This is a genomic window from Paenarthrobacter sp. PH39-S1 (assembly GCF_030063245.1).
Classification (GTDB): Bacteria; Actinomycetota; Actinomycetes; order Actinomycetales; family Micrococcaceae; genus Arthrobacter_M.
Genome location: NZ_JASISR010000014.1, coordinates 39,648 through 60,163, shown reverse-complemented (window position 1 = coordinate 60,163; position 20,516 = coordinate 39,648). Strand labels below are relative to the sequence as shown.

General features: G+C 64.0%; 16 protein-coding genes, 2 tRNA genes and 1 pseudogene. 4 read left to right on the top strand and 15 right to left on the bottom strand.

Annotated features, from left to right (window positions below):
* The first annotated feature begins 4 nt into the window (after window positions 1–4).
* Complete coding sequence (locus QMG52_RS10705) at window positions 5–628, top strand: DUF1697 domain-containing protein (protein WP_283560393.1); 624 nt, start codon at window positions 5–7, stop codon at window positions 626–628.
* A 261-nt stretch (window positions 629–889) separates the two neighbouring features.
* Here the strand turns inward: QMG52_RS10705 and QMG52_RS10700 are convergent.
* The 8 genes from QMG52_RS10700 to QMG52_RS10665 all read right to left on the bottom strand — a co-directional run bounded on the left by QMG52_RS10700 (window position 890) and on the right by QMG52_RS10665 (window position 7,164).
* Window positions 890–962, bottom strand: a tRNA-Glu gene (locus tag QMG52_RS10700).
* A 60-nt stretch (window positions 963–1,022) separates the two neighbouring features.
* A tRNA-Gln gene (locus QMG52_RS10695) sits at window positions 1,023–1,094 on the bottom strand.
* A gap of 283 nt (window positions 1,095–1,377) precedes the next feature.
* The gene (gene gltX, locus QMG52_RS10690; RefSeq protein WP_283560392.1) at window positions 1,378–2,877 is read right to left on the bottom strand and encodes a glutamate--tRNA ligase; all 1,500 of its coding nucleotides are present in this window, start codon (window positions 2,875–2,877) and stop codon (window positions 1,378–1,380) included.
* A gap of 39 nt (window positions 2,878–2,916) precedes the next feature.
* Entirely contained in the window at window positions 2,917–3,693 is a 777-nt protein-coding gene (locus QMG52_RS10685; protein ID WP_283560391.1) for a fumarylacetoacetate hydrolase family protein, read from the bottom strand.
* A 93-nt stretch (window positions 3,694–3,786) separates the two neighbouring features.
* Window positions 3,787–4,191: a type II toxin-antitoxin system VapC family toxin gene (locus tag QMG52_RS10680; protein WP_283560390.1), complete on the bottom strand. Its 405-nt coding sequence runs from the start codon at window positions 4,189–4,191 to the stop codon at window positions 3,787–3,789.
* A gap of 3 nt (window positions 4,192–4,194) precedes the next feature.
* Window positions 4,195–4,497, bottom strand: coding sequence for a FitA-like ribbon-helix-helix domain-containing protein (locus QMG52_RS10675; RefSeq protein WP_283560389.1), 303 nt, complete (start codon window positions 4,495–4,497; stop codon window positions 4,195–4,197).
* Window positions 4,498–4,838: 341 nt separating this feature from the next.
* Window positions 4,839–5,951, bottom strand: coding sequence for a branched-chain amino acid aminotransferase (locus tag QMG52_RS10670; RefSeq protein ID WP_283560388.1), 1,113 nt, complete (start codon window positions 5,949–5,951; stop codon window positions 4,839–4,841).
* Between the two features lie 160 nt (window positions 5,952–6,111).
* A complete protein-coding gene (locus tag QMG52_RS10665; RefSeq protein WP_283560387.1) occupies window positions 6,112–7,164 on the bottom strand; it encodes a 3-isopropylmalate dehydrogenase in 1,053 nt (350 codons plus the stop codon).
* A 127-nt stretch (window positions 7,165–7,291) separates the two neighbouring features.
* On the opposite strand from QMG52_RS10665, the gene QMG52_RS10660 reads away from it, so the two are divergent.
* Both QMG52_RS10660 and QMG52_RS10655 read left to right on the top strand, forming a co-directional pair.
* Window positions 7,292–8,479 (top strand): sensor histidine kinase, encoded by a 1,188-nt coding sequence (locus tag QMG52_RS10660; RefSeq protein ID WP_502920498.1) that lies wholly within the window; start codon window positions 7,292–7,294, stop codon window positions 8,477–8,479.
* A 2-nt stretch (window positions 8,480–8,481) separates the two neighbouring features.
* Window positions 8,482–9,225: a response regulator gene (locus QMG52_RS10655; RefSeq protein ID WP_283560386.1), complete on the top strand. Its 744-nt coding sequence runs from the start codon at window positions 8,482–8,484 to the stop codon at window positions 9,223–9,225.
* Between the two features lie 117 nt (window positions 9,226–9,342).
* Here the strand turns inward: QMG52_RS10655 and metG are convergent, their stop codons facing one another.
* Window positions 9,343–10,917 carry a methionine--tRNA ligase gene (gene metG / locus QMG52_RS10650; protein WP_283560385.1) on the bottom strand — a complete coding sequence of 525 codons (1,575 nt, stop codon included), beginning with the start codon at window positions 10,915–10,917 and terminating at the stop codon, window positions 9,343–9,345.
* Window positions 10,918–11,122: 205 nt separating this feature from the next.
* Window positions 11,123–11,464: pseudogene (locus QMG52_RS10645) on the bottom strand (VOC family protein); the annotation flags it as partial.
* Between the two features lie 154 nt (window positions 11,465–11,618).
* On the opposite strand from QMG52_RS10645, the gene QMG52_RS10640 reads away from it, so the two are divergent.
* Window positions 11,619–12,851 carry a PQQ-dependent sugar dehydrogenase gene (locus QMG52_RS10640; protein ID WP_283560384.1) on the top strand — a complete coding sequence of 411 codons (1,233 nt, stop codon included), beginning with the start codon at window positions 11,619–11,621 and terminating at the stop codon, window positions 12,849–12,851.
* A 227-nt stretch (window positions 12,852–13,078) separates the two neighbouring features.
* On the opposite strand, the gene serA is transcribed toward QMG52_RS10640, so the two are convergent.
* From serA to ilvD, 5 genes are all read right to left on the bottom strand, one after another.
* The gene (serA, locus tag QMG52_RS10635) at window positions 13,079–14,674 is read right to left on the bottom strand and encodes a phosphoglycerate dehydrogenase (protein WP_283560383.1); all 1,596 of its coding nucleotides are present in this window, start codon (window positions 14,672–14,674) and stop codon (window positions 13,079–13,081) included.
* Between the two features lie 215 nt (window positions 14,675–14,889).
* The gene (ilvC, locus tag QMG52_RS10630) at window positions 14,890–15,915 is read right to left on the bottom strand and encodes a ketol-acid reductoisomerase (RefSeq protein WP_283560382.1); all 1,026 of its coding nucleotides are present in this window, start codon (window positions 15,913–15,915) and stop codon (window positions 14,890–14,892) included.
* 62 nt (window positions 15,916–15,977) lie between these two features.
* On the bottom strand, window positions 15,978–16,493 hold the full coding sequence (ilvN, locus tag QMG52_RS10625; RefSeq protein ID WP_283560381.1) for an acetolactate synthase small subunit: 516 nt from the start codon (window positions 16,491–16,493) through the stop codon (window positions 15,978–15,980).
* A 2-nt stretch (window positions 16,494–16,495) separates the two neighbouring features.
* On the bottom strand, window positions 16,496–18,382 hold the full coding sequence (locus QMG52_RS10620; RefSeq protein WP_283560380.1) for an acetolactate synthase large subunit: 1,887 nt from the start codon (window positions 18,380–18,382) through the stop codon (window positions 16,496–16,498).
* A gap of 384 nt (window positions 18,383–18,766) precedes the next feature.
* A complete protein-coding gene (gene ilvD / locus QMG52_RS10615; protein WP_283560379.1) occupies window positions 18,767–20,506 on the bottom strand; it encodes a dihydroxy-acid dehydratase in 1,740 nt (579 codons plus the stop codon).
* Window positions 20,507–20,516 lie beyond the last annotated feature (10 nt).

The following is a 20,516-nucleotide window of genomic DNA, read 5'->3' as shown; positions in this document are numbered from 1 at the left end:
CTCCATGAACAGCGACGCGACCAGAGATTCTTCCGAGCCCACCCCAGCCGGTGAGGTCACCCCGGGGGCCGGCGCTTCCACCCGCGCTCCCAACGACGGCTATGCTGTTTTCCTGCGCGGCGTCAACGTCGGCGGCATCAACATCAAAATGGCAGACCTGAAGCGGGAGCTGGCGCACCTGCCCTTCCGCAGCTTCGCCACGCTGCTGGCCACTGGAAACATCGCCTGCCGCACCGCCATGAGCGCCGACGAAATCAAGTCGACCGTGGAAAAGTGCCTCCGGGACAGCTTCGGCTACGACGCCTGGGTCGTCGTCCTCAGCGCCGTCCGGCTGACGGAAATCATCGCTGCCTGCCCCTATCCCGCCGACTCCACCGAGCAGCACAGTTACATCACCCTCGGCTCAGATGAGGCGATCATCGAGGAACTGTACACACTGGCCGAGCGGCTCGACGGCGTGGAGCAGACCCGGCTCGGTCCGGAAGCCACCGCATGGCTGGCACCCGCCGGGGGAACCTTGGACAGTCCGTTCAGTAAGTTGTCGGCCAAAGGCCGATACAAATCGAGTACGACGACGAGAAACCTCCGAACGCTGATGAAAGTCCAGGACGCCATCGCCCGGCTCTGAGATCTGCCCGGGCAAGCGCATCCGGTTGGCTCAGCCAGTGTGATGATTAGGCCCGCTGTCGAAGTCTGAGGTGGCAAACGTCGGGAGAACATGGGGTGCCCACAGGAATTCGGGGCGGCACTGGCCCTGCCGCGGGGATCAGGTCTCTCCCCCCGGATCGGGCCACCTCGCGCGCCACGGACGCCTACGCAAAAGCCCCGTTGCGCAGCCGAACGAGAAAAGCCCCCGTCCGGATGTTGCACCGGACGGGAGCTTCTGTTGTGACCCCAGCGGGATTCGAACCCGCGTTACCGCCGTGAGAGGGCAGCGTACTAGGCCGCTATACGATGGGGCCCTAATACTTTCATGTGCTAACCGCCGGATAACCGCACTTCAAAAGCGGATTCACCGAGCGCTGGGATACCAGGACTCGAACCTAGAATAACGGTACCAGAAACCGTTGTGTTGCCAATTACACCATATCCCAATGGCGCTTTTTGCTCGTTCCGACCGGTTTCCCGGCTGTTCAAGCGGCTCAAGCGCCGGAAATAAACTGTACCCGATTCCGGGGGAGAGAACAAAACGGTCTCCAACCGGAGGCCCGGATGAGCCGCCAAGGGGGGAGGTTGCGCGGAAGATCAGCAGACGCGAGCGGCGGGTGGGAGCTGCCGATGCCTCCGGAGCGTGGAGAGGTGCACGCCCGGCGGCCGGCGTCCGCCCGGTGAGGGAACGGACGCCAACTCCGTCTCTGCCGCCGTCAGCTCACGCCGCTAGCCGCGAAAGTTCTTCAAGCGGGCCAGCGATGATTCCTTGCCCAGGATGACCATCGATTCGAAGAGGGGCGGCGAAATCCGGCGACCCGAGACCGCTGTCCGCACCGGCCCGAAGGCGAGCCGGGGTTTGAGGCCCAGCTCTTCGACGAGCACCTGCTTCAGAACGGTCTGAAGATTCTCCGCCGTCCACTCCTGCACCGGCTCCAGCGCCGATACCGCCGCGGCCAGAACCTCGGCGAGGTTGTCCGGCAGACCCTTGCGGGCGTCGTCCGCAACGTCGACGGCGTCGTCGTCCTTGAACAGGAAGCTCAACATTTCCGGAGCCTCGCCCAGCAGCGTGATCCGCTCCTGGATCAGCGGCGCGGCCTCAGTGAGGATCTGATCCTCGCGGGCGGTGAGGCTCTCGCCGACAATGCCAGCGGCCTGTAGGTACGGCACCAGCCGGTCGCGGAAGTCCTCCGCTGCGAGCAGGCGCACGTGCGTGCCGTTTACGGCCTCGGCCTTCTTCGCATCAAACCGGGCCGGGTTGGCGAGCACGTCGTGGATGTCAAAGTGCTCAACCAGCTGCTCCACGGTGAAGATGTCTTCATCGGCGGAGAGCGACCAGCCCAGCAGGGAGAGGTAATTCAGCAGTCCCTCGGGGATGAAGCCGCGCTCCCGGTGCAGGAAGAGATTGCTCTCCGGATCGCGCTTGGACAGCTTCTTGTTGCCGGCGCCCATCACATACGGCAGGTGGCCGAACAGCGGCATGTACTCGGCAATTCCGACGGCGATCATGGCGCGGTAGAGTGCGATCTGCCGCGGCGTGGAGCTGAGCAGGTCCTCCCCGCGCAGCACGTGGGTGATGCCCATCAGCGCGTCGTCCACCGGGTTGACCAGGGTGTACAGCGGCGCCCCGTTGGGCCGGACGACGACGTAGTCCGGGACGGTGCCGGCCTTGAAGGTGATCTCGCCGCGGACCAGGTCCTTGAACGTCAGATCATCCTCGGGCATGCGCAGCCGCATGGCGGGCTGGCGCCCTTCGGCCTTGAACGCGGCGATCTGCTCAACGGTGAGGTCGCGGTCGTAGTTGTCGTAACCGAGCTTGGGGTCCCTGCCGGCGGTGCGGTGCCGGGCCTCCACCTCGTCCGGGGACGAGTATGACTCGTAGACGAAGCCGCCGCCCATCAGCTTCTCGATCGCAGCCTGGTAGATGTTGCCGCGCTGTGACTGACGGTACGGCGGGTGCGGTCCCCCCACCTCGACGCCCTCGTCCCAGTCGATGCCCAGCCATTTGAGGGCTTCCAGCAGCTGATGGTAGCTCTCTTCACTGTCTCGTGCAGCGTCCGTGTCCTCGATGCGGAAGATCATTTTACCGCCGGAGTGGCGGGCGTAGGCCCAGTTGAACAGGGCCGTGCGGATCAGACCCACGTGTGGGGTCCCCGTAGGCGAGGGACAGAATCTGACGCGGACGGGGGTTGTTTCAGTCACGGTGGGAATCACGGCGGAAGTAGTCATAATGATTGCAATTTTACCGCCTATCCGCCTGCCCCTAAGTCAGCGGCGCACTATCGGGTTGGACAGCCGCCCAATACCCTCAATCTCGATCTCGTAGCGGTCCCCCGCCTTGACCAGGCCTACTCCGGACGGCGTCCCCGTCATGATGACATCGCCTGGAAGTAGTGTGAAAGCCTTGGAGACTACGGAGACAAGTTCCCGCACGCCCCAGACCATCTGGCTGGTGCTGCCTTCCTGGCGCAGGTCGCCGTTCAGCCAGCCCCTGATAACCAAATCTTCGGTGTCCAGTTCGGTCTCGATCCACGGTCCCAACGGTGCCGAGGTATCGAAGCCCTTCGCGCGCGCCCACTGCTGATCCGCTTTCTGCACGTCCCGCGCAGTGAGGTCATTGCCGCAGGTGTAACCGAAAATCACCTCATCCACACGTTCCGCGGGGACGTCCTTGCAGATCCGGCCGATGACCACACAAAGCTCTGCCTCGTAGGAGACCTCATTGGAAAAATCCGGCAACACGACCGGATCATTCGGACCGATCACAGAAGTGTTCGGCTTCAGGAACATTAACGGCTGCTTCGGCACTTCATTGCCCAGTTCATGGGCATGCTCAACGAAATTGCGGCCGATACCCACCAGCTTGCTGCGTGGAATGATGGGAGCCAGCAGCCGAACGTCCTCCAGCTTGTGCGTTACGGCCGTCCGTTCGATGCCGTTGAAGAAAGGGTCTCCCTTGATGACAGTGACTTCTTCACTGCCGGGCTCCCCCTCAACGAGGCCGTAGAGGGGATCAGAAAGTGCTACAAACCGGGCAATACGCATGGTTATTACTCTAGCTGTTATCTTTCGTCGCCCATATCCAACCAAGTCCGGGCCCCGGGCTTTTTCAGCCCTGCGGCGCCGATTCGCACAGCCTCAGGGACTCACGGTGGCGATGCCGAGACCGGCGTATTCTTCTGGGCGCCCGGTGACGAGTTCCGCGCTGTACCTCGCTGCCAAAGCTGCCGACATTAGTGTCGCAAGCGGATAATATGTACCGTCGGCGCGTTTCAGCCGGGCCAGCCTCGCGAGCGGCTCCGCGCAGTCCAGGTCAAAAGGGACCACCCTCCGGTCCAAAGCCGTCGCAAGAATCGTCGTCGCGGCCTTGCCCGCTGACAACCGCTCCCACTCGTGGAGTGAACCGATCGCGGTCAGAACTTCGGCGACGGCAAGGGCGGAAGTGTGCGGACGCTCCGGATGAAGTTTGAACCATTCGGACTGGCGCTGATCGTTCCGTCCGGAGAGCAGATCCATCAGCACATCGGAATCGAGCAGCAGCATGACTCAGTCGCCCGGATCATGCGTGGCGGCAACCATGTGCATGGTTGAAATCCGCGGCGGCAGGTGCGCCCCGCCCAGTGCGAAAGCCATCGCTTGGGACTCGAACAGCTCCTCGTACCATTGCGGGACTTTGAGCAGCGCGATCGGGATGCTTGATGGGTCGGGCCCCTGGGCAGTTGGGGAATCCAGATGCCGCAGAATCATCACCTTGAGTTCGACCTGCATGGACCGGCCGTTCTGCGCCGCCAGAACGCGCAATTGGGCAACGACTTCCGGATCCAGATATCTCACGGTTACTGATGACATGGTTCCTCCCGAATTCTGCATGCACTGCAATCAGTGCATGCACTGATTGCAGTGCATGCAGGTTTTCGGGGCAACCCCTGTCTCCGGAGGTGTGGACGTTTGCGGCGCCGGCGCCTTGAGTGGAGGAAAACAGCTGGTCTGCCAGTGGGCCGTGATCTCGGAGAGGCCGGTGCAACGGCGGCGGCCGCCGCACCCGCAAAGGTGCGACGACCGCCGTCATGTTTTCGTTATGTCCTGTTCAAGAAGCCCTGCCCAAACGGCTGCCTACGTACGCGATCCTCTGCTTACGGCACTCGGGCTCATGAACGGGGAAGTTGGGCTCATGAACGAGGAAGTTGGGCTTAAGCCAGCCGGGTCAGCCAGCCGTGCGGGTCCTCAGCTGTCCCCGTCTGGATGCCCAGCAGCTGATCCCGGATACCCATCGCGATATCCCCGGCCTTGGCATCGGCGGAACCAATGCTTTCCGTTTCGTCCTTGAGCAGTCCGATGGGCGTGATGACCGCCGCAGTGCCACAGGCAAAGACCTCGGTAATCTCACCCGAGGCGATTCCGTCACGCCATTCGCCCAAAGTGATTTTGCGCTCCTGGACGTCCAGTCCTCGGTCCTTCGCCAGCTGGATGACGGACATGCGGGTGACGCCCTCCAGAATTGTTCCGGTCAATGCAGGCGTAACGAGCCGACCGTCCTTAAAAACGAAGAAAACGTTCATGCCGCCCAGTTCCTCAACGGCGTCGTCGTTGAAGGGATCCAGGAAGAGGACCTGCTTGCAGCCGTGGGCCTCGGCCTCCAGCTGCGCCGCCAAGGAAGCGGCGTAGTTTCCACCGCACTTGGCGGCGCCGGTACCTCCGCGGCCCGCCCTGGCGTAGTTATGCGAGATCCAGATGGAAACGGGCTGGAGCTCGCCGCCGAAGTAATTGCCGGCCGGAGAAGCGATGACTCGGAAGGATACCTCACGCGCAGGGCGCACACCCAGGAACGCCTCGGTGGCGATCATGAACGGGCGCAGATACAGGCTCTCCCCGTCACGGCTGGGAATCCAGTCCTGGTCAGCCGCAACCAGGCCGCGGACGGCGTCCAGGAACACCTGTTCGGGCAGTTGCGGCAGCGCCAGACGCTCGGCAGAGCGGTTGAGCCGGGCGGCGTTTGCCTCGGGGCGGAAGGTCCAGACGGAACCGTCGGCGTGTTTGTAAGCCTTCAGGCCTTCAAAGATCTCCTGGCCGTAGTGCAGCACAGCGGCCGCCGGATCCAGCGAAATCGGTCCGTAAGGCTCAATTCGGGCGTTGCTCCAGCCGCCGTGACCAGCCGAATCGGTGCGGTAATCGACAACGGCCGTGTGGTCTGTGAAGTGATCGCCGAATCCGGGGTTCTCCAGGATAGCGGCGCGCTCTTGGGCAGTCTTCCGGTGTGCCGAAAGATTCTGCGTGAAATCCAGTTCATTGACTGTCTGGGTCATGGTTCCTCCACATAGTTGTGCACTCCGATGTGCACGCGGTTTTGCAATCTTCAGCCTACTCCCGCGGCTGCGCCCGCGCGCCGCTCATACGGGCCGCTACTGCATGCTGCCCCTGTCCTCTCCTGACAGCAACGCCTGCGTGCTGCTCCTGACCCACTGCTCACAGTGACGCCGCGATCGCGTCTCCGATTGCCATTGTGCTGCGGGTGCCGACAGAGCTCCGCTGAGCGATGTCCGCGACGACTGCGGCCTCCACCCGACGGGCGGCGGCGTCGTAGCCGAGGTGGTCCAGCAGCAAGGCCACAGACAAAATGGCCGCCGTAGGATCGGCCTTTTGCTGGCCGGCGATGTCGGGGGCGGAGCCGTGAACGGGTTCGAACATGGACGGCGCGGTGCGGTCCATGTTGATGTTGCCCGAGGCGGCCAGGCCGATGCCGCCCGTGATGGCGGCGGCCAGATCGGTGACGATGTCGCCGAAGAGGTTGTCGGTGACAATCACGTCGAACCGTGCCGGGTTGGTGACCAGGAAGATCATGGCCGCATCAACATGGAGGTAGTCGACGGCGACCTCGGGAAATTCCGCCGCGATGGCCCCCACGGTCCGCTTCCAGAGATGGCCTGCATACACCAGGACATTGTGCTTGTGGACATATGTGAGCTTTTTGCGCGGGCGGGCGCTGGCCCGGCGGAAGGCGTCGCGCACCACGCGTTCCACGCCGTACGCCGTATTCACGGACACCTCAGTGGCGACTTCCTGCGGCGTTCCGGCGCGCAGCGCCCCGCCGTTGCCAACGTACGGCCCTTCGGTCCCCTCACGGACCACGACAAAATCGATGGTGCCGGGGTTGGCCAGCGGGCTGTCGACGCCGTCGTAGAGCCGGGACGGCCGCAGATTGACGTAATGGTCGAGGTTGAAGCGGAGCTTGAGCAGCATCTCCCGTTCAATAAGGCCTGAGGGGATGTTGGTGTCTCCGGGAGCGCCACCTACGGCGCCGAACAGGATCGCGTCGTGAGTGCGCAGGGCCCGGAGGGTGCTGTCGGGCAGGGTCTCGCCCGTCTGCAGCCAGTGTTCGGCGCCCAGCTTATACTCGGTCAGATCCAGCGCCACATTCTCGACGGCGACAGCCCTCTTCAGGACTTTGACGGCCTCCGCTATGACCTCCGGGCCGATTCCGTCGCCGGGAATAACGGCAATATTCATCGATGTGCTCATGGTTTTCAGCCTAGTCAAAGTATCCACATGATGGGCAGCGCATCTCACAATCCGGACATGGTGGGGAGGCACGCACCCTCCCGCAGCATGATGACTGCGCCGGACGGATAATCTAAAGTCGTAGATCATGGTTATGCACCGGATCTACGCTTGGTTCCGCCGGCACCGCCTCGCCGTGGACTTCACCCTTGTGGCGATCCTCTGGCTCCTTTTCGCTGCCACCACGCTGCTGGGCTCCGAAGCGGCCGGCTCCTTCGTCATTGCGACGTTGCTGGTCCTGCCGTTGGCCTGGCGCCGCGCCCGACCCACCACTGCCGCCTTGGTGATTGCCGCCGTCGCCGTCGTGCAGTGGGCCCTGGCGATTCAACCGGGACCGGCGGACGTCGCCGTCGTTCTCGCCGTCTATGCGGTCGCCGCCTACGGTGCGCGCTGGGCCAGCATCGGCAGCCTGTTCCTGGCACTGCTGGGCGCTGTCATGCTTGTCACGCGCTTTTATACCGACTTGACCATGGAAACCGTGGCCAACCTCCCCTCCACAGCATTTCTGGTGGTGATGGTGTGGGTTCTCGTGCTGTTCAGCTGGACCCTGGGCGACCTGACCCGGACCAGGAGGCTGCGGGAACAGGCGTTGGAGGGCCGGACCCACCGGCTCGAGGTGGAGCAGCAGCAGGAACGTGCCCTGGCGGCGTCCGACGAGAGATCGCACATTGCCCGGGAAATGCATGACATCGTCGCGCACTCATTGTCCGTCATCATCACCCAGGCCGATGGGGGTCGCTACGCGGCGGCCGCGGATCCGTCGGTCGCAACGGCGACGCTGCAGACGATCGCCGAGACCGGGCGGGCTTCGCTGCAGGAAATGCGGCGGTTGTTGGGGGTGCTGCGCGGTGGCGAGGAGGCCTCCACCCGGCCGCTTCCGGGCCTCGCCGACATTGATGATCTGCTCCTGGGCTTCCGCGCGGCAGGGCTGGAACTGAGCTTCGAGCAGAGCGGGAAGCCCCGGCGGCCGTTGCCGGCAGGTGCGGAGCTCACCGCCTACCGGGTGATCCAGGAGGGCCTGACGAATGTCCTCAAGCATGTTGGTCCGTGTGCCACCGCGGGCACCTCGCTGCAGTGGGTGGCCCGGGGCCTGCAGATCGACGTGCTCGACGACGGCCGCGGGGCCGCCGCCTATCCGCCCGCGGGGGGCATGGGCGGCAACGGCATCCGCGGCATGGCCGAGCGCATCAGGCTCTACGATGGAACACTTACCGCGAAGCCGGCGCCCGGCGGCGGGTTCCGGATCAGCGCATTCATCCCCTATACGGAGGCCTGATCATGAGTTCTGCCGCATTCGTTAGTCCTGCACCGTCGGAGACCGGCAGCCAGCCCATCCGCGTTGCGCTGGTGGACGACCAGCAGTTGGTCCGCTCCGGCTTCACTATGCTGATCAACAGCCAGCCCGACCTAGAAGTGGTGGTCCAGGCCGGCAACGGGTATGAGGCTCTTGCGGCGATGTCCGCGACCGCTGCGGATGTGGTGCTGATGGACGTCCGGATGCCGACCATGGACGGTATCGAAACCACCCGAAGGCTGATGGAGCGGTCCCGCAGTGCGGCGGCCGGATCCTGGCTGTCCGAGCTCAAAATAGTTGTCCTGACCACCTTTGACCTGGATGAATACGCCCTTGCCGCCATCCGGGCCGGGGCCAGCGGATTTCTGCTCAAGGATGCTCCGCCGGAGGAACTCCTGGGAGCCATTCGCACCGTCTACCGGGGGGACGCCGTCATCGCACCGTCCACTACCAAGCGCCTGCTGGCACATGTCGCACCCCTCTTGGGTGATCCCGACCCGGCAAACGACCGCCACCATACCACCGTCGAAAGTCTCACGGTCCGCGAGCGCGAGGTCTTTGGGCTGATCGCCGAAGGCCTGTCCAACCCGGAAATTGCGCGGTCGCTGTTCGTCTCCGAGGCCACCGTCAAGACGCACGTGGGCCATGTCCTCAGTAAGCTCGATGCCCGCGATCGGGTGCAGCTGGTCCTGATCGCCTATGAAACCGGAGTCGTCTCCCCCGGCTGAGCCCATCCCAGGGACAATTTCAGAACTGTCGAGTGGGAGAGCTGCCCGCATGTCCCGCATTTTGGGGGCAGCCCCCCACTCACCGGGGTGGTGGCGGGGAAGGCCGGGGAGGGTGATTCAGGCTTCAGCCGGCTCTTCATACTTGGGGAAGATCGGCGCGGGCGCCGGGAGGGCCGTCCCTGCCACCAGCAGAGTCCTGATCGCCGCGAACTGTCGAACGTCGTCGTCCGGTGCCGTGCCCTGGCCCAGCGCGTCGAGCAGTTTGGCCGCAGAGCCGGGCATGACCGGCTGCACAAGAATGGAGACGATGCGCAGCACCTCCAGGGTCACGTACAGCACCGTGTTCATCCGGTCGATGTCGGTTTTGCGCAGCACCCACGGCTGCTGCTCCGCGAAGTAGGCGTTGGTGTCGCCCAAAACGGTCCAGATTTCCTCCAGCGCACGGTGGAAATCCTGCACCTCGTAGGCCTCGCGGCAGAGCTCCAGCAGAACGCCGGCCTGGGCCAGAATGTCCCGGTCCGCAGCCGTGAAGGCGCCCGGCACCGGGACCTTGGCGTCACAGTTCTTCGCGACCATGGACAGCGACCGCTGCGCCAGGTTGCCCAGGTTGTTGGCCAGATCCGAATTCATCCGGCCGACAATCGAGTCATGGCTGTAGGACCCATCGGCGCCAAAGGGCACCTCGCGGAGCAGGAAAAACCGCACCTGGTCCAACCCGTACTGCGTCACCCAATCCGCCGGGGCCACCACATTGCCCAGCGACTTGGACATTTTGACGCCATTGTTGTGCAGGAATCCGTGGATCATGACACGCTTGGGCAGCTCAAGCTGCGCGGACATGAGGAACGCGGGCCAGTACACGGCGTGGAAGCGGGAGATGTCCTTGCCGATCACGTGCACGTCCGCGGGCCAGTACTTCTTGAAGCTCTCCGATTCCATGTCCGGAAAGCCGACGCCGGTGAGATAGTTGGTGAGCGCGTCGACCCAGACGTACATCACGTGGTCCGGGTTGCCCGGGACAGGAACGCCCCAGTCGAAGGAGGTGCGGCTGATGGAGAGGTCCTCCAAGCCGCTCTTCACAAAGCTGACGACCTCGTTGAAGCGGCTGTGCGGGGCGCCGAAAAGCGGATGGTCCGCGTAGTGCTTGAGCAGCCTGTCCTGGTAGGACGCGAGTTTGAAGAAGTAGCTCTCCTCCTCGGTCCAGGTCACCTCGGTGCCGGTTTCCGTGGCGTACCTGATTCCGTCGTCCCGTACCTCGGTCTCGTCCTCCACAAAGTATCGCTCGTCGCGGACGGAGTACCAGCCGGCGTACTGGGAGAGGTAGATGTCCCCGTTGGCTTCCATCCGCTGCCAGATCGCGGCGGCCGCTGCGTAATGATCCGCGTCTGTGGTGCGGATGAAACGGTTGTGGGAGATCCCCAAATCAGTGCTCATCTGCTTGAATGCGGCGGAGTTCTCATCGGCGAGCTGCTTGGCGGTCAGGCCAAGCTTCTGCGCGGTCTGCTGCATCTTCAGCCCGTGCTCGTCGGTGCCGGTCATGAAGAATACGTCATATCCGTCCAGTCGCTTGAACCTCGCCATGGCGTCCGTAGCGATCACCTCGTAGGCGTGGCCGATGTGCGGCACGCCGTTCGGATAGGAGATGGCGGTGGTGACATAGAAAGGGATCTGGGCCTGCACAGGTGAACTCACTCTATGAAGTTACCCGCCGGTGGTTCGGCTTGTCGAAACCTATCGGGTGGATGAAGCCGACGCGGGCGGCGGATCATCCGGCGCAGACTTTGACCCGGCCGCCGCGCACGATGTATTCGGGCGCTGCTGGAGCCGCGCGCCGTGCGCCGGGTGTGCCGCAGTTGGACCCGTGAACGCGCCAGCGGGCACCCGCGATCAAGGACAACTACCGCGGCGGAGCGAAAAACCAGAGTGCGATGTTGTCCGGGTCGCGGAATAAGAATCCGGCTCCGTAGCCCGCATCGACGATGTCGCCATGCTCAATGCCGATTCCCGCCAGCCGCGTCTGCCACGACGCCAGCTGGCTGCGATCCGCGCATGCGAAAGCCGCATGATCGAGGCCCACTCGGCGCTCGTCAAATGGTGCACCGGTCGCTCCTTCGGGGAACTCGCGCAGCCCGGGCAGTGTGCCGCCGAGTGCGAACACGACGTGCCGGAAGGGGCCGGCGTCCTCATCGAGCACGGGATCCGCCCCGATCAGCCGCTGGTAGCAGGGAACGCTGCGGGATCGGTCACGGTCAGCACATCGTGTGCAAGGCTCGAGTGCCGGGCCGCGCGGATGCTACCGGGCAGCGCGCGGGCGGTCGGCTCTGGCTCCGCCCGCCGCGGTATGAGACGGTAGCAGTTACACCCGGCAGGCAGCGTGGAAGGGCAGCACGGCCATGGGATCTCAGCGGAACGGCAGAAGGATTCGCGCGCGGCTTGCCGCGTGCGTGCTCACCGTCTGCGTCGCGTTGACGTCCGGCTGCACGCCGTCTGCCCCTCCACAGGTTCCGGGCGCGGGCACCCCGGGTGCGCCGTCGTCGTCCCCCGTTTCGGGCAGCGCGGCGCAAGGCGGTGTTTCGGGCAGCGCGCCGCAAAACAGTGCCGGGCAAGGTACGACGCCGGCGCCGCCGACGGTGAGCGCCGTACTTGCCACCGGTCTGAATCTCCCCTGGTCCATCGCGTTTCTGCCGGATGGAACCGCGCTGGTGTCCGAGCGGGACACGGCCATAATTCAGCTGGTCCACGACGGCAGCGCTCCAGCCGCGGGAAAAGCGGAAGTGGGAAAAGCAGCCGCGGGAAAAGCGGAAGTGGGAAAAGTCGCGAATGTGGTCCCCGGCGGCGAGGGCGGTCTGCTGGGGCTCGCCGTGGCCGACACATTCAACAGCGACCATTATGTGTATGCCTACTACACCTCGGCGACGGACAACCGGGTGGTCCGGATGACGTATGAGGACGGCCGACTGGGTCTGCAGCAGGTGCTGCTGACCGGCATTGCCAAGGCGAACAACCACGACGGCGGCCGGATCAAGTTCGGGCCGGATGGTTTCCTTTACGTGGGAACCGGCGACGCCTTGCAGCAGGACAGCGCGCAGGACAGGAATTCGCTCAACGGCAAGGTGCTGAGGATCACTGCGGACGGGAAGCCGGCGCCGGGAAATCCGTTTGGTAACAGCCCGGTCTACAGCTATGGGCACCGAAACGTCCAGGGCATCGCGTGGGATTCCGCTGGCCGGCTCTGGATCAGCGAGTTCGGCCCCGACATCAATGACGAGCTGAACCTGATCCAGCCCGGCGGCAATTACGGGTGGCCGCTGGTCACCGGCGCGCCCGGGCGGGCCGGGCTGATCGACGCGAAAGTGGTGTGGCCTTCGACGGCGGACGCCTCCCCCAGCGGTCTGGCAATTGTCGACGACGTTGCTTACCTGAGTGCCCTGCGCGGCGAACGGCTGTGGCAGGTGGTGCTGCACGGGACGGATCCGGCCCAGCCGCAGGAGTTTTTCCGCGGCGAATACGGCCGGCTCCGGGACGTCGTCGCCGCGCCGGCCGACCAAAACGAAACAGGTTCCCAACAAAAGCTGTGGGTGCTGACCAACCAGGGAACGGACGACGAAATCCTTGTGGTGGATTGAACGGTCCCTAAGCTTTTTCCACCCGTTGAGGGATTTCTTCCGTCAACCCGGCGTCGGCGAAGGTTGTCAGGGGTGCTAAGGATAGCCGTTCAGGCGCCACGGCGGCGGCGCAGGTCCATCCCCGCCCCCAGCTCGGATGCCGATTCCGTCTGCCGTGGAGGATGAGCTGGACGGATGCCAGGGAAATTTCACCGGCATCCGTCCAGCTCAAAGGCAATTCAGCTAGGTCAGTCCTCCAGGTCCACCTCGCGGGCCATGGTGGCCCCGATCTCGGACTTAATAGCGTCCAACACATCCTGCGGAACGGAGCTGTCCACCGTCAGCAGCGACAACGCCTGGCCACCCTCCGTGTTCCGGGCAACCTGCATGCCGGCAATGTTAATGCCGCCATCGCCCAGCAGGCGGCCCAGTGTGCCGATCACGCCGGGACGGTCCGCGTAGGAAATGACAACGAGGTGGTCGCTGACCGGGATCTCGATGTCATAGCCATTGACGCCCACCAGCTTTTCGACCTGCTTCGGCCCGGTCAGTGTCCCAGAAACAGATACCTGCGAGCCGTCGGACAGTGCGCCGCGGATCGTCAGCACGTTGCGGTAGTCGCGGGATTCCGTGGTCTTGATCAGTCGGGTATTGATGCCGCGCTGTTCGGCCAGAACGGGGGCATTGACGTAGGAAACCTGCTCGGAAACGACATCCTTGAAGACGCCCTTCAACGCGGCCAGTTCCAGCGCCTTCACGTCGTGGACGGCAATCTCCCCGGCCACCTCGATGTCGATCTGCGTCACGGAATCATGCGTAAGCGCGGTGAAGATCCGGCCCAGCTTTTCCATCAGCGGAATACCGGGGCGCACGTCCGGAGCAATGACTCCGCCGGCAACGTTCACCGCATCCGGCACCAGTTCACCGGCCAAAGCCAGGCGCACCGACTTCGCCACGGATACACCGGCCTTTTCCTGCGCCTCATCCGTCGAGGCCCCCAGGTGCGGGGTCACCACCACGTTGTCCAGGGACAGGAACGGCAGGTCCGTCGCCGGCTCCTTGACGAACACGTCGATGCCGGCGCCGGCAATCTCGCCGTCGGTCAGCGCGGTGTAGAGCGCGCTCTCGTCGACCAGCCCGCCACGTGCCACATTGATGATGTAAGCGGTTTTCTTCATCTTGGCAAACGCATCCGCCCCGATCATGCCCACGGTCTCCGGCGTTTTGGGCATGTGGATGGTGATGAAGTCGCTCTGCGCGAGCAGCTCATCGAGGCTGACCAGCTGCACCCCCAGCTGTGCGGCGCGGGCGGAGGTGACGTAGGGATCGTAGGCCAGGACCTCCATGTCGAAGCCCTGCGCGCGGGCCGTGATGAGGGCACCGATCCGGCCCAGCCCGATGATGCCAAGCTTCTTCTCGTAGAGCTCGGTTCCGGTGTACTTGGAGCGCTTCCATTCGCCGTTCTTCAGCGCCACGCTGGCGGCGGGTATGTGCCGGGCCAGGCTCAGGATGTGCCCGACAGTCAGCTCTGCGGCGGAGACAATGTTCGACGTCGGCGCGTTGACTACCATGACGCCGGCCTGCGTCGCGGCCTTGATGTCCACGTTGTCCAGGCCGACGCCCGCGCGGGCGATGACCTTCAGGCTGCGGGCCGCGGCGATCGCCTCGGCATCCACCTGCGTGGCGGAGCGGACCAGGATGGCGTCCACGTCGGCGATGGCGGCGAGCAGCTGGGACCGATCCGCCCCGTCGCAGTGGCGGATTTCGAAATCGGGCCCCAAGGCGTCGATCGTAGCGGGCGAAAGTTCCTCTGCAAGGAGTACGACTGGCTTGGTGGCTGTCACCGGTGACCTCTTTAGCTTGGCTGGATATTCAGGCGGACGTTCAGATGCAATTGGCGGTGAAACGGTGCTGCTCACACGGAAACCGGACTCCCACAGTTAAAGGAGCCCGGCTTCCTTGCCGATATAAGAGACCGACGACGGCGACCCGTAATGAGCGGGCGCCGACGTGCTGCCCGAGAGGGCCGTCGTCGTCGGCCCGCCGTAGGGAGTGGGGACTAGCGGGCGACGGAGCCTTCGGTGTAGTCGTCGTCGTTCTTGATCCAGGAGAACAGCTTGCGCAGTTCGCGGCCCGTGGACTCGATCGGGTGATCTTCGCCCCTCTTGCGCAGCGCCTTGAACTCCGGGGCGCCAGCATCCTGGTCGTCGATGAAGCGCTTGGCGAAGGTGCCGTCCTGGATGTCCTTCAGCACGGCCTTCATGTTCTCCTTCACACGCTCGTCAATGACGCGCGGGCCGGAGACGTAATCGCCGTATTCGGCCGTGTCGGAAACGCTCCAGCGCTGCTTGGCAATGCCGCCCTCAACCATCAGGTCAACAATCAGCTTGAGCTCGTGCAGCACCTCGAAGTAGGCAATCTGCGGCTGGTAGCCGGCCTCGGTCAGGGTCTCGAAACCGTACTGGATCAGCTGTGAGGCACCGCCGCACAGCACGGCCTGCTCGCCGAAGAGGTCCGTTTCGGTTTCCTCGGTGAACGTGGTTTCGATGACGCCGGCGCGGGTTCCACCGATCGCCTTCGCGTAGGACAGGGCCAGTTCCTTGGCCTTGCCGGAAGCGTTCTGCTCGACGGCGATCAGGTCAGGAACGCCGCGGCCGGCCTCGAATTCACGGCGGACCACGTGTCCCGGGCCTTTGGGCGCGACCAGGGCAACGTCAACGTCGGCCGGGGGCTTGATGTAGCCGTAGCGGATGTTGAAGCCGTGGGCGAAGAACAACGCGTCGCCGGCCTGCAGGTTCGGGGCGATGTCCTCCGCGTACACGCTGCGCTGGACCTGGTCCGGAGTAAGGATCATGATCAGATCAGCCTCGGCGGCGGCATCGGCGACGCTGAGGACGCGCAGGCCCTCAGCCTCCGCCTTGGCACGGGACTTGGAACCGTCCTTGAGACCGATGCGGACGTCCACGCCGGAATCCCGCAGGCTCAACGCGTGCGCGTGGCCCTGGCTGCCATAGCCGATGACGGCGACGGTGCGGCCCTGGATGATGGACAGATCGGCGTCGTCGTCGTAAAACATCTCGGTCACTTGTTACTCCTCATAGTTTATGTACTGCAAATATCCAAAAAATCCAGAAGCTCAAAAATGCACTACGCGGTCCGGAGCGCCCGGTCACTCATGGAACGGGATCCCCGTCCGATGGCCAGCGTGCCCGACTGCACAATTTCACGGACGCCGAAAGGCTCCAGCACGTTGAGCAGCGCCGCAAGCTTGCCGGCCGTGCCGGTGGCCTCGATGGTCAACGAATCGGTGGAAACGTCGACAACTGAGGCCCGGAAGAGATCTGCAGCCTGGGTGACCTGCAGCCTCGTGGCGGCGTCCGCGCGCACCTTGACCAGAATGTGGTCCCGCTGCACGGAATTATCCGGCAGCAGCTCAACAATCTTGATCACATTGATCAACTTGTTCAGCTGTTTGGTGACCTGTTCGATGAGGTCACCTTCGGCGTCGACCACTACGGTCATCCGGGACATCCCGGGCACCTCGGTGGGCCCGACGGCCAAAGAATTGATGTTGAAGGCCCGCCGGGCGAAGAGGCTCGCCACTCGGGTCAGCACGCCGGGTTTGTCTTCCACCAGAACGGAAAGTGTATGTCGCGTCGTCATTTTTAGTCCTCTTCTTCCCACACCGGAGTCAGGTTTCGGGCAACCTGGATCTGGCTGTTGCTGACGCCCGAAGGAACCATGGGCCAGACCATGGAATTGGGGCTGACAACGAAGTCGATGACGACGGGCCGGTCGTTGATGGCCAGCGCAGCTTCGATGGTGGCATCGATGTCCTCGGCCCGTTCGCAGCGCAGGCCGACGCAGCCGTAGGCATCGGCGAGCTTGACGAAGTCCGGGATCCGCACCGTGTCATGTCCGGTGTTCAGGTCCGTATGGGAATACCGGCCCTCGTAGAAAAGCGTCTGCCACTGCCGGACCATGCCAAGGGACGAATTGTTGATGACGGCTACCTTGATCGGGATCTTATTGATCGCGCAGGTGGCCAGTTCCTGGTTCGTCATCTGGAAACAGCCGTCGCCGTCGATCGCCCAGACCACACGGTCCGGGTTGCCCACCTTGGCGCCCATGGCCGCGGGAACCGCGTACCCCATGGTGCCGGCGCCGCCCGAGTTCAGCCAGGAATGCGGGCGCTCGTACTTCACGAACTGCGAGGCCCACATCTGGTGCTGTCCGACACCGGCGACGTAAACGCCTTCCGGACCGGTCAGCTCCCCGATCCGCTGGATCACCCGCTGCGGAGACGTCAACCCGTCCTCGGGTTCCGTCCAGCCCAGCGGATACGTCTCGCGCAGGTTGTTCAGGAACGTCCACCAGTCGGCCAGATCCGGGGTGCCGTTCTGTTCGAATTCGGCCTTCACCGCCGCGCTGAGGTCGGGAATGATCTCCTTCACGGAGCCCACAATGGGCACGTCCGCCACCCGGTTCTTGGAAATCTCCGCCGGGTCCACATCCGCATGGATGACCTTGGCCAGTGGGGCGAAGGTGTTCAGTATGCCTGTGACGCGGTCGTCAAAGCGGGCGCCTAGGGTGATCAGCAGATCGGACTGCTGCAAGGCGGTGACGGCGGAAACCGCGCCGTGCATCCCTGGCATGCCCACGTGCTGGGGGTGCGAGTCCGGGAAGGCACCCCGGGCCATCAACGTGGTGACCACGGGAATCCCGGTCAGCTCCGCGAGTTCGAGCAGTTCCGCGGAAGCATGGCCTTTGATGACCCCGCCGCCGACGTACAGCACCGGCTTTTTGGCTGCGGCGATCAGGCGCGCGGCCTCCCGCAACTGCTTGGCATGGCCGCGGAACACCGGACGGTAGCCGGGCAGGTCGATCACCGGAGGCCAGGAGAAGGTCATCTTCGCCTGCTGTGCGTCCTTGGCGACGTCCACCAGGACCGGGCCCGGCCGGCCTGTCGAGGCGAGATAGAATGCCTCGGCCAGCACGCGCGGTATGTCCTGGGCATCGGTGACCAGGTAGGAGTGCTTGGTGATCGGCATCGTGATGCCTACGATGTCCGCCTCCTGAAACGCGTCCGTGCCGATCACGCCGCTGGACACCTGGCCGGTGATCGCCACGATCGGGACGGAGTCCATGTGGGCATCCATGATGGCGGTGACGAGGTTGGTGGCACCCGGACCCGAGGTGGCGATGCACGCCCCGACCTGGCCGGTGACCATGGCGTAACCCTGCGCGGCGTGGCCGGCGCCCTGCTCGTGCCGGACCAGAACGTGGTTCATGGTTGAGGCCATCAGCGGATCATAGGTGGGCAGAATTGCGCCGCCGGGAAGACCGAAAATGTCCTTGACGCCCAGCTCTTCGAGCGAGCGGACAATGGCCTGAGAACCGGTCATCTGCGTGGGTCCGACAATGTTATTGGGTCCAACAATGTTATTGGTCCCCTGGACTGCGGAGGATGCGGCATTTGAGGCCGCCGCAGGAGCGTGACCGTGCGGCTTGGTGGCCATCAGCGACGGGCTGACGGGCGATCCTTTACTCATCGGATTCTTCCTTAGTGGAACACATGTTTCACAGTCTTCGGTGGCTTCTGACTGCTTGGGTCTCGGGTAGGTTCACGTCGGTATGAGTCGCCGCTGGTGGTGGAAACAAAAAAACCCCTCAGCCGGTAAGGCTCTGCGAGGGGTTGGCGCATGGTGATTATCCGAACTGTATCCAGTCGGACTGTAGCTTTTGTAAAGCTAACCAGTCACGCGCTAAATAAGGACGACTACGGATATGAACTGCATATAAGTAGTTTTCCGTTTACCGCTGCAAAGTGTCAAACCAAGCATAACCCGTCTCATCATGCGGACGGAGCGTCCACTCACCGGCCCAGCCGGCGCAGCCTTCCGTGCAGGCTACGCCGGGTGGAACTCCCCGGGGAACTACCCGCAGTAGGCGCCGGTGCTCGCCGAGTGAACCAGCTTGGCGTACTTGGCGAGCACACCCTTGGTGAATTTCCCCGGAATCGGCTCCCACCCAACCTTGCGGGACTCCAACTCCGCCGCGTCAACCAGAAGATCGAAGCTGCGGCCGGCAATATCCACGCGGATGGTGTCACCGTCCTGCACAAAGGCGATCGGACCGCCGTCGACCGCTTCCGGCGCGACGTGCCCAATACACAGGCCGGTGGTGCCGCCGGAGAAGCGCCCGTCGGTGAGCAGCAGAACATCCTTGCCTAACCCGGCACCTTTAATGGCCCCGGTGATGGCCAGCATTTCGCGCATGCCGGGCCCACCCTTAGGTCCTTCATAACGGATGACGACGACGTCCCCGGCCTTGATCGACCCGGACTTGAGCGCCTCCAGGGCGCCCTGCTCACGCTCGAACACGCGAGCCGGTCCTTCAAAGACGTCGGCGTCGAAGCCGGCGCTCTTGACGACGGCGCCCTGCGGAGCCATCGAACCGTGCAGGATGGTGATGCCGCCGGTCTTGTGGATAGGGTTGTCCAGCGCGCGCAGGATCTTGCCGTCCACGTCCGGCGGGTTGATCTCCGCGAGGTTCTCCGCGAGGGTCTTGCCCGTGACCGTGAGGCAGTCGCCGTGCAGCAGGCCGGCGTCGAGCAGGGCCTTCATGATCACCGGCACGCCGCCGATCTTGTCCACGTCGAACATGACGTACCGGCCGAACGGCTTCAGGTCCCCCAAATGCGGGATTTTGTCCCCGATCCGGTTGAAGTCATCCAGGGTCAGGTCCACCTCTGCCTCGCGGGCAATGGCCAGCAGGTGCAGCACCGCGTTGGTGGAGCCGCCAAACGCCATGGTGACTGCGATAGCGTTCTCGAAGGCCTTCTTGGTCATGATGTCCCGGGCGGTGATACCCAAACGGAGCAGGTTGACCACCGCTTCACCGGACTTGTGCGCAAAGACGTCACGACGGCGGTCCGCCGAGGGCGGGGCTGCCGAGCCCGGCAGGGACATGCCCAGCGCCTCACCAATGCAGGCCATCGTATTGGCGGTATACATGCCACCGCACGCACCTTCGCCGGGACAGATGGCGCGTTCGATCCGGCCCAGGTCCTCTTCGGACATCTTGCCGGCCGCGCACGCGCCGACGGCTTCGAAGGCGTCGATCAGGGTGACTTCCTTTTCCTGGCCGTCCTCCAGCTTCACGAACCCGGGCATGATGGACCCTGCGTAAAGAAAGACGGCGGCAAGATCCAGCCGTGCCGCGGCCATCAGCATGCCCGGCAGGGATTTGTCGCAGCCGGCCAGCAGCACGGAGCCGTCAATGCGCTCGGCCATCATGACGGTTTCCACCGAGTCCGCGATGACCTCGCGGGAGACGAGCGAGAAGTGCATCCCCTCGTGGCCCATGGAGATGCCGTCGGAGACGGAGATGGTACCGAATTGCATCGGGAAACCGCCGCCGGCAAAAACGCCTTCCTTGGCGCCCTGCGCCAACCGGTTCAGCGACAGGTTGCAGGGGGTGATTTCGTTCCACGAGCTCGCGACGCCGATCTGCGGCTTGGCAAAATCGTCGTCGCCCATGCCGACGGCACGCAGCATGCCGCGGGACGGCGCGGCGGCAATGCCATCGGTCACTACCCGGCTGCGGGGTTTGATGTCTGGTTTCCCGTCCGACTGCTCGGCCGGGCGGGGGGCTGAATTAGTTTCCACGCTCATACGCTGAGTC

Coding starts and splice junctions, on each gene's coding strand:
- QMG52_RS10705 (WP_283560393.1), top strand. CDS start 5: ATGAACAGCGACGCGACCAGAGATTCTTCCGAGCCCACCCCAGCCGGT.
- gltX (WP_283560392.1), bottom strand. CDS start 2,877: ATGACTACTTCCGCCGTGATTCCCACCGTGACTGAAACAACCCCCGTC.
- QMG52_RS10685 (WP_283560391.1), bottom strand. CDS start 3,693: ATGCGTATTGCCCGGTTTGTAGCACTTTCTGATCCCCTCTACGGCCTC.
- QMG52_RS10680 (WP_283560390.1), bottom strand. CDS start 4,191: ATGCTGCTGCTCGATTCCGATGTGCTGATGGATCTGCTCTCCGGACGG.
- QMG52_RS10675 (WP_283560389.1), bottom strand. CDS start 4,497: ATGTCATCAGTAACCGTGAGATATCTGGATCCGGAAGTCGTTGCCCAA.
- QMG52_RS10670 (WP_283560388.1), bottom strand. CDS start 5,951: ATGACCCAGACAGTCAATGAACTGGATTTCACGCAGAATCTTTCGGCA.
- QMG52_RS10665 (WP_283560387.1), bottom strand. CDS start 7,164: ATGAGCACATCGATGAATATTGCCGTTATTCCCGGCGACGGAATCGGC.
- QMG52_RS10660 (WP_502920498.1), top strand. CDS start 7,292: ATGGTTATGCACCGGATCTACGCTTGGTTCCGCCGGCACCGCCTCGCC.
- QMG52_RS10655 (WP_283560386.1), top strand. CDS start 8,482: ATGAGTTCTGCCGCATTCGTTAGTCCTGCACCGTCGGAGACCGGCAGC.
- QMG52_RS10640 (WP_283560384.1), top strand. CDS start 11,619: ATGGGATCTCAGCGGAACGGCAGAAGGATTCGCGCGCGGCTTGCCGCG.
- ilvN (WP_283560381.1), bottom strand. CDS start 16,493: ATGACGACGCGACATACACTTTCCGTTCTGGTGGAAGACAAACCCGGC.
- QMG52_RS10620 (WP_283560380.1), bottom strand. CDS start 18,382: ATGAGTAAAGGATCGCCCGTCAGCCCGTCGCTGATGGCCACCAAGCCG.
- ilvD (WP_283560379.1), bottom strand. CDS start 20,506: ATGAGCGTGGAAACTAATTCAGCCCCCCGCCCGGCCGAGCAGTCGGAC.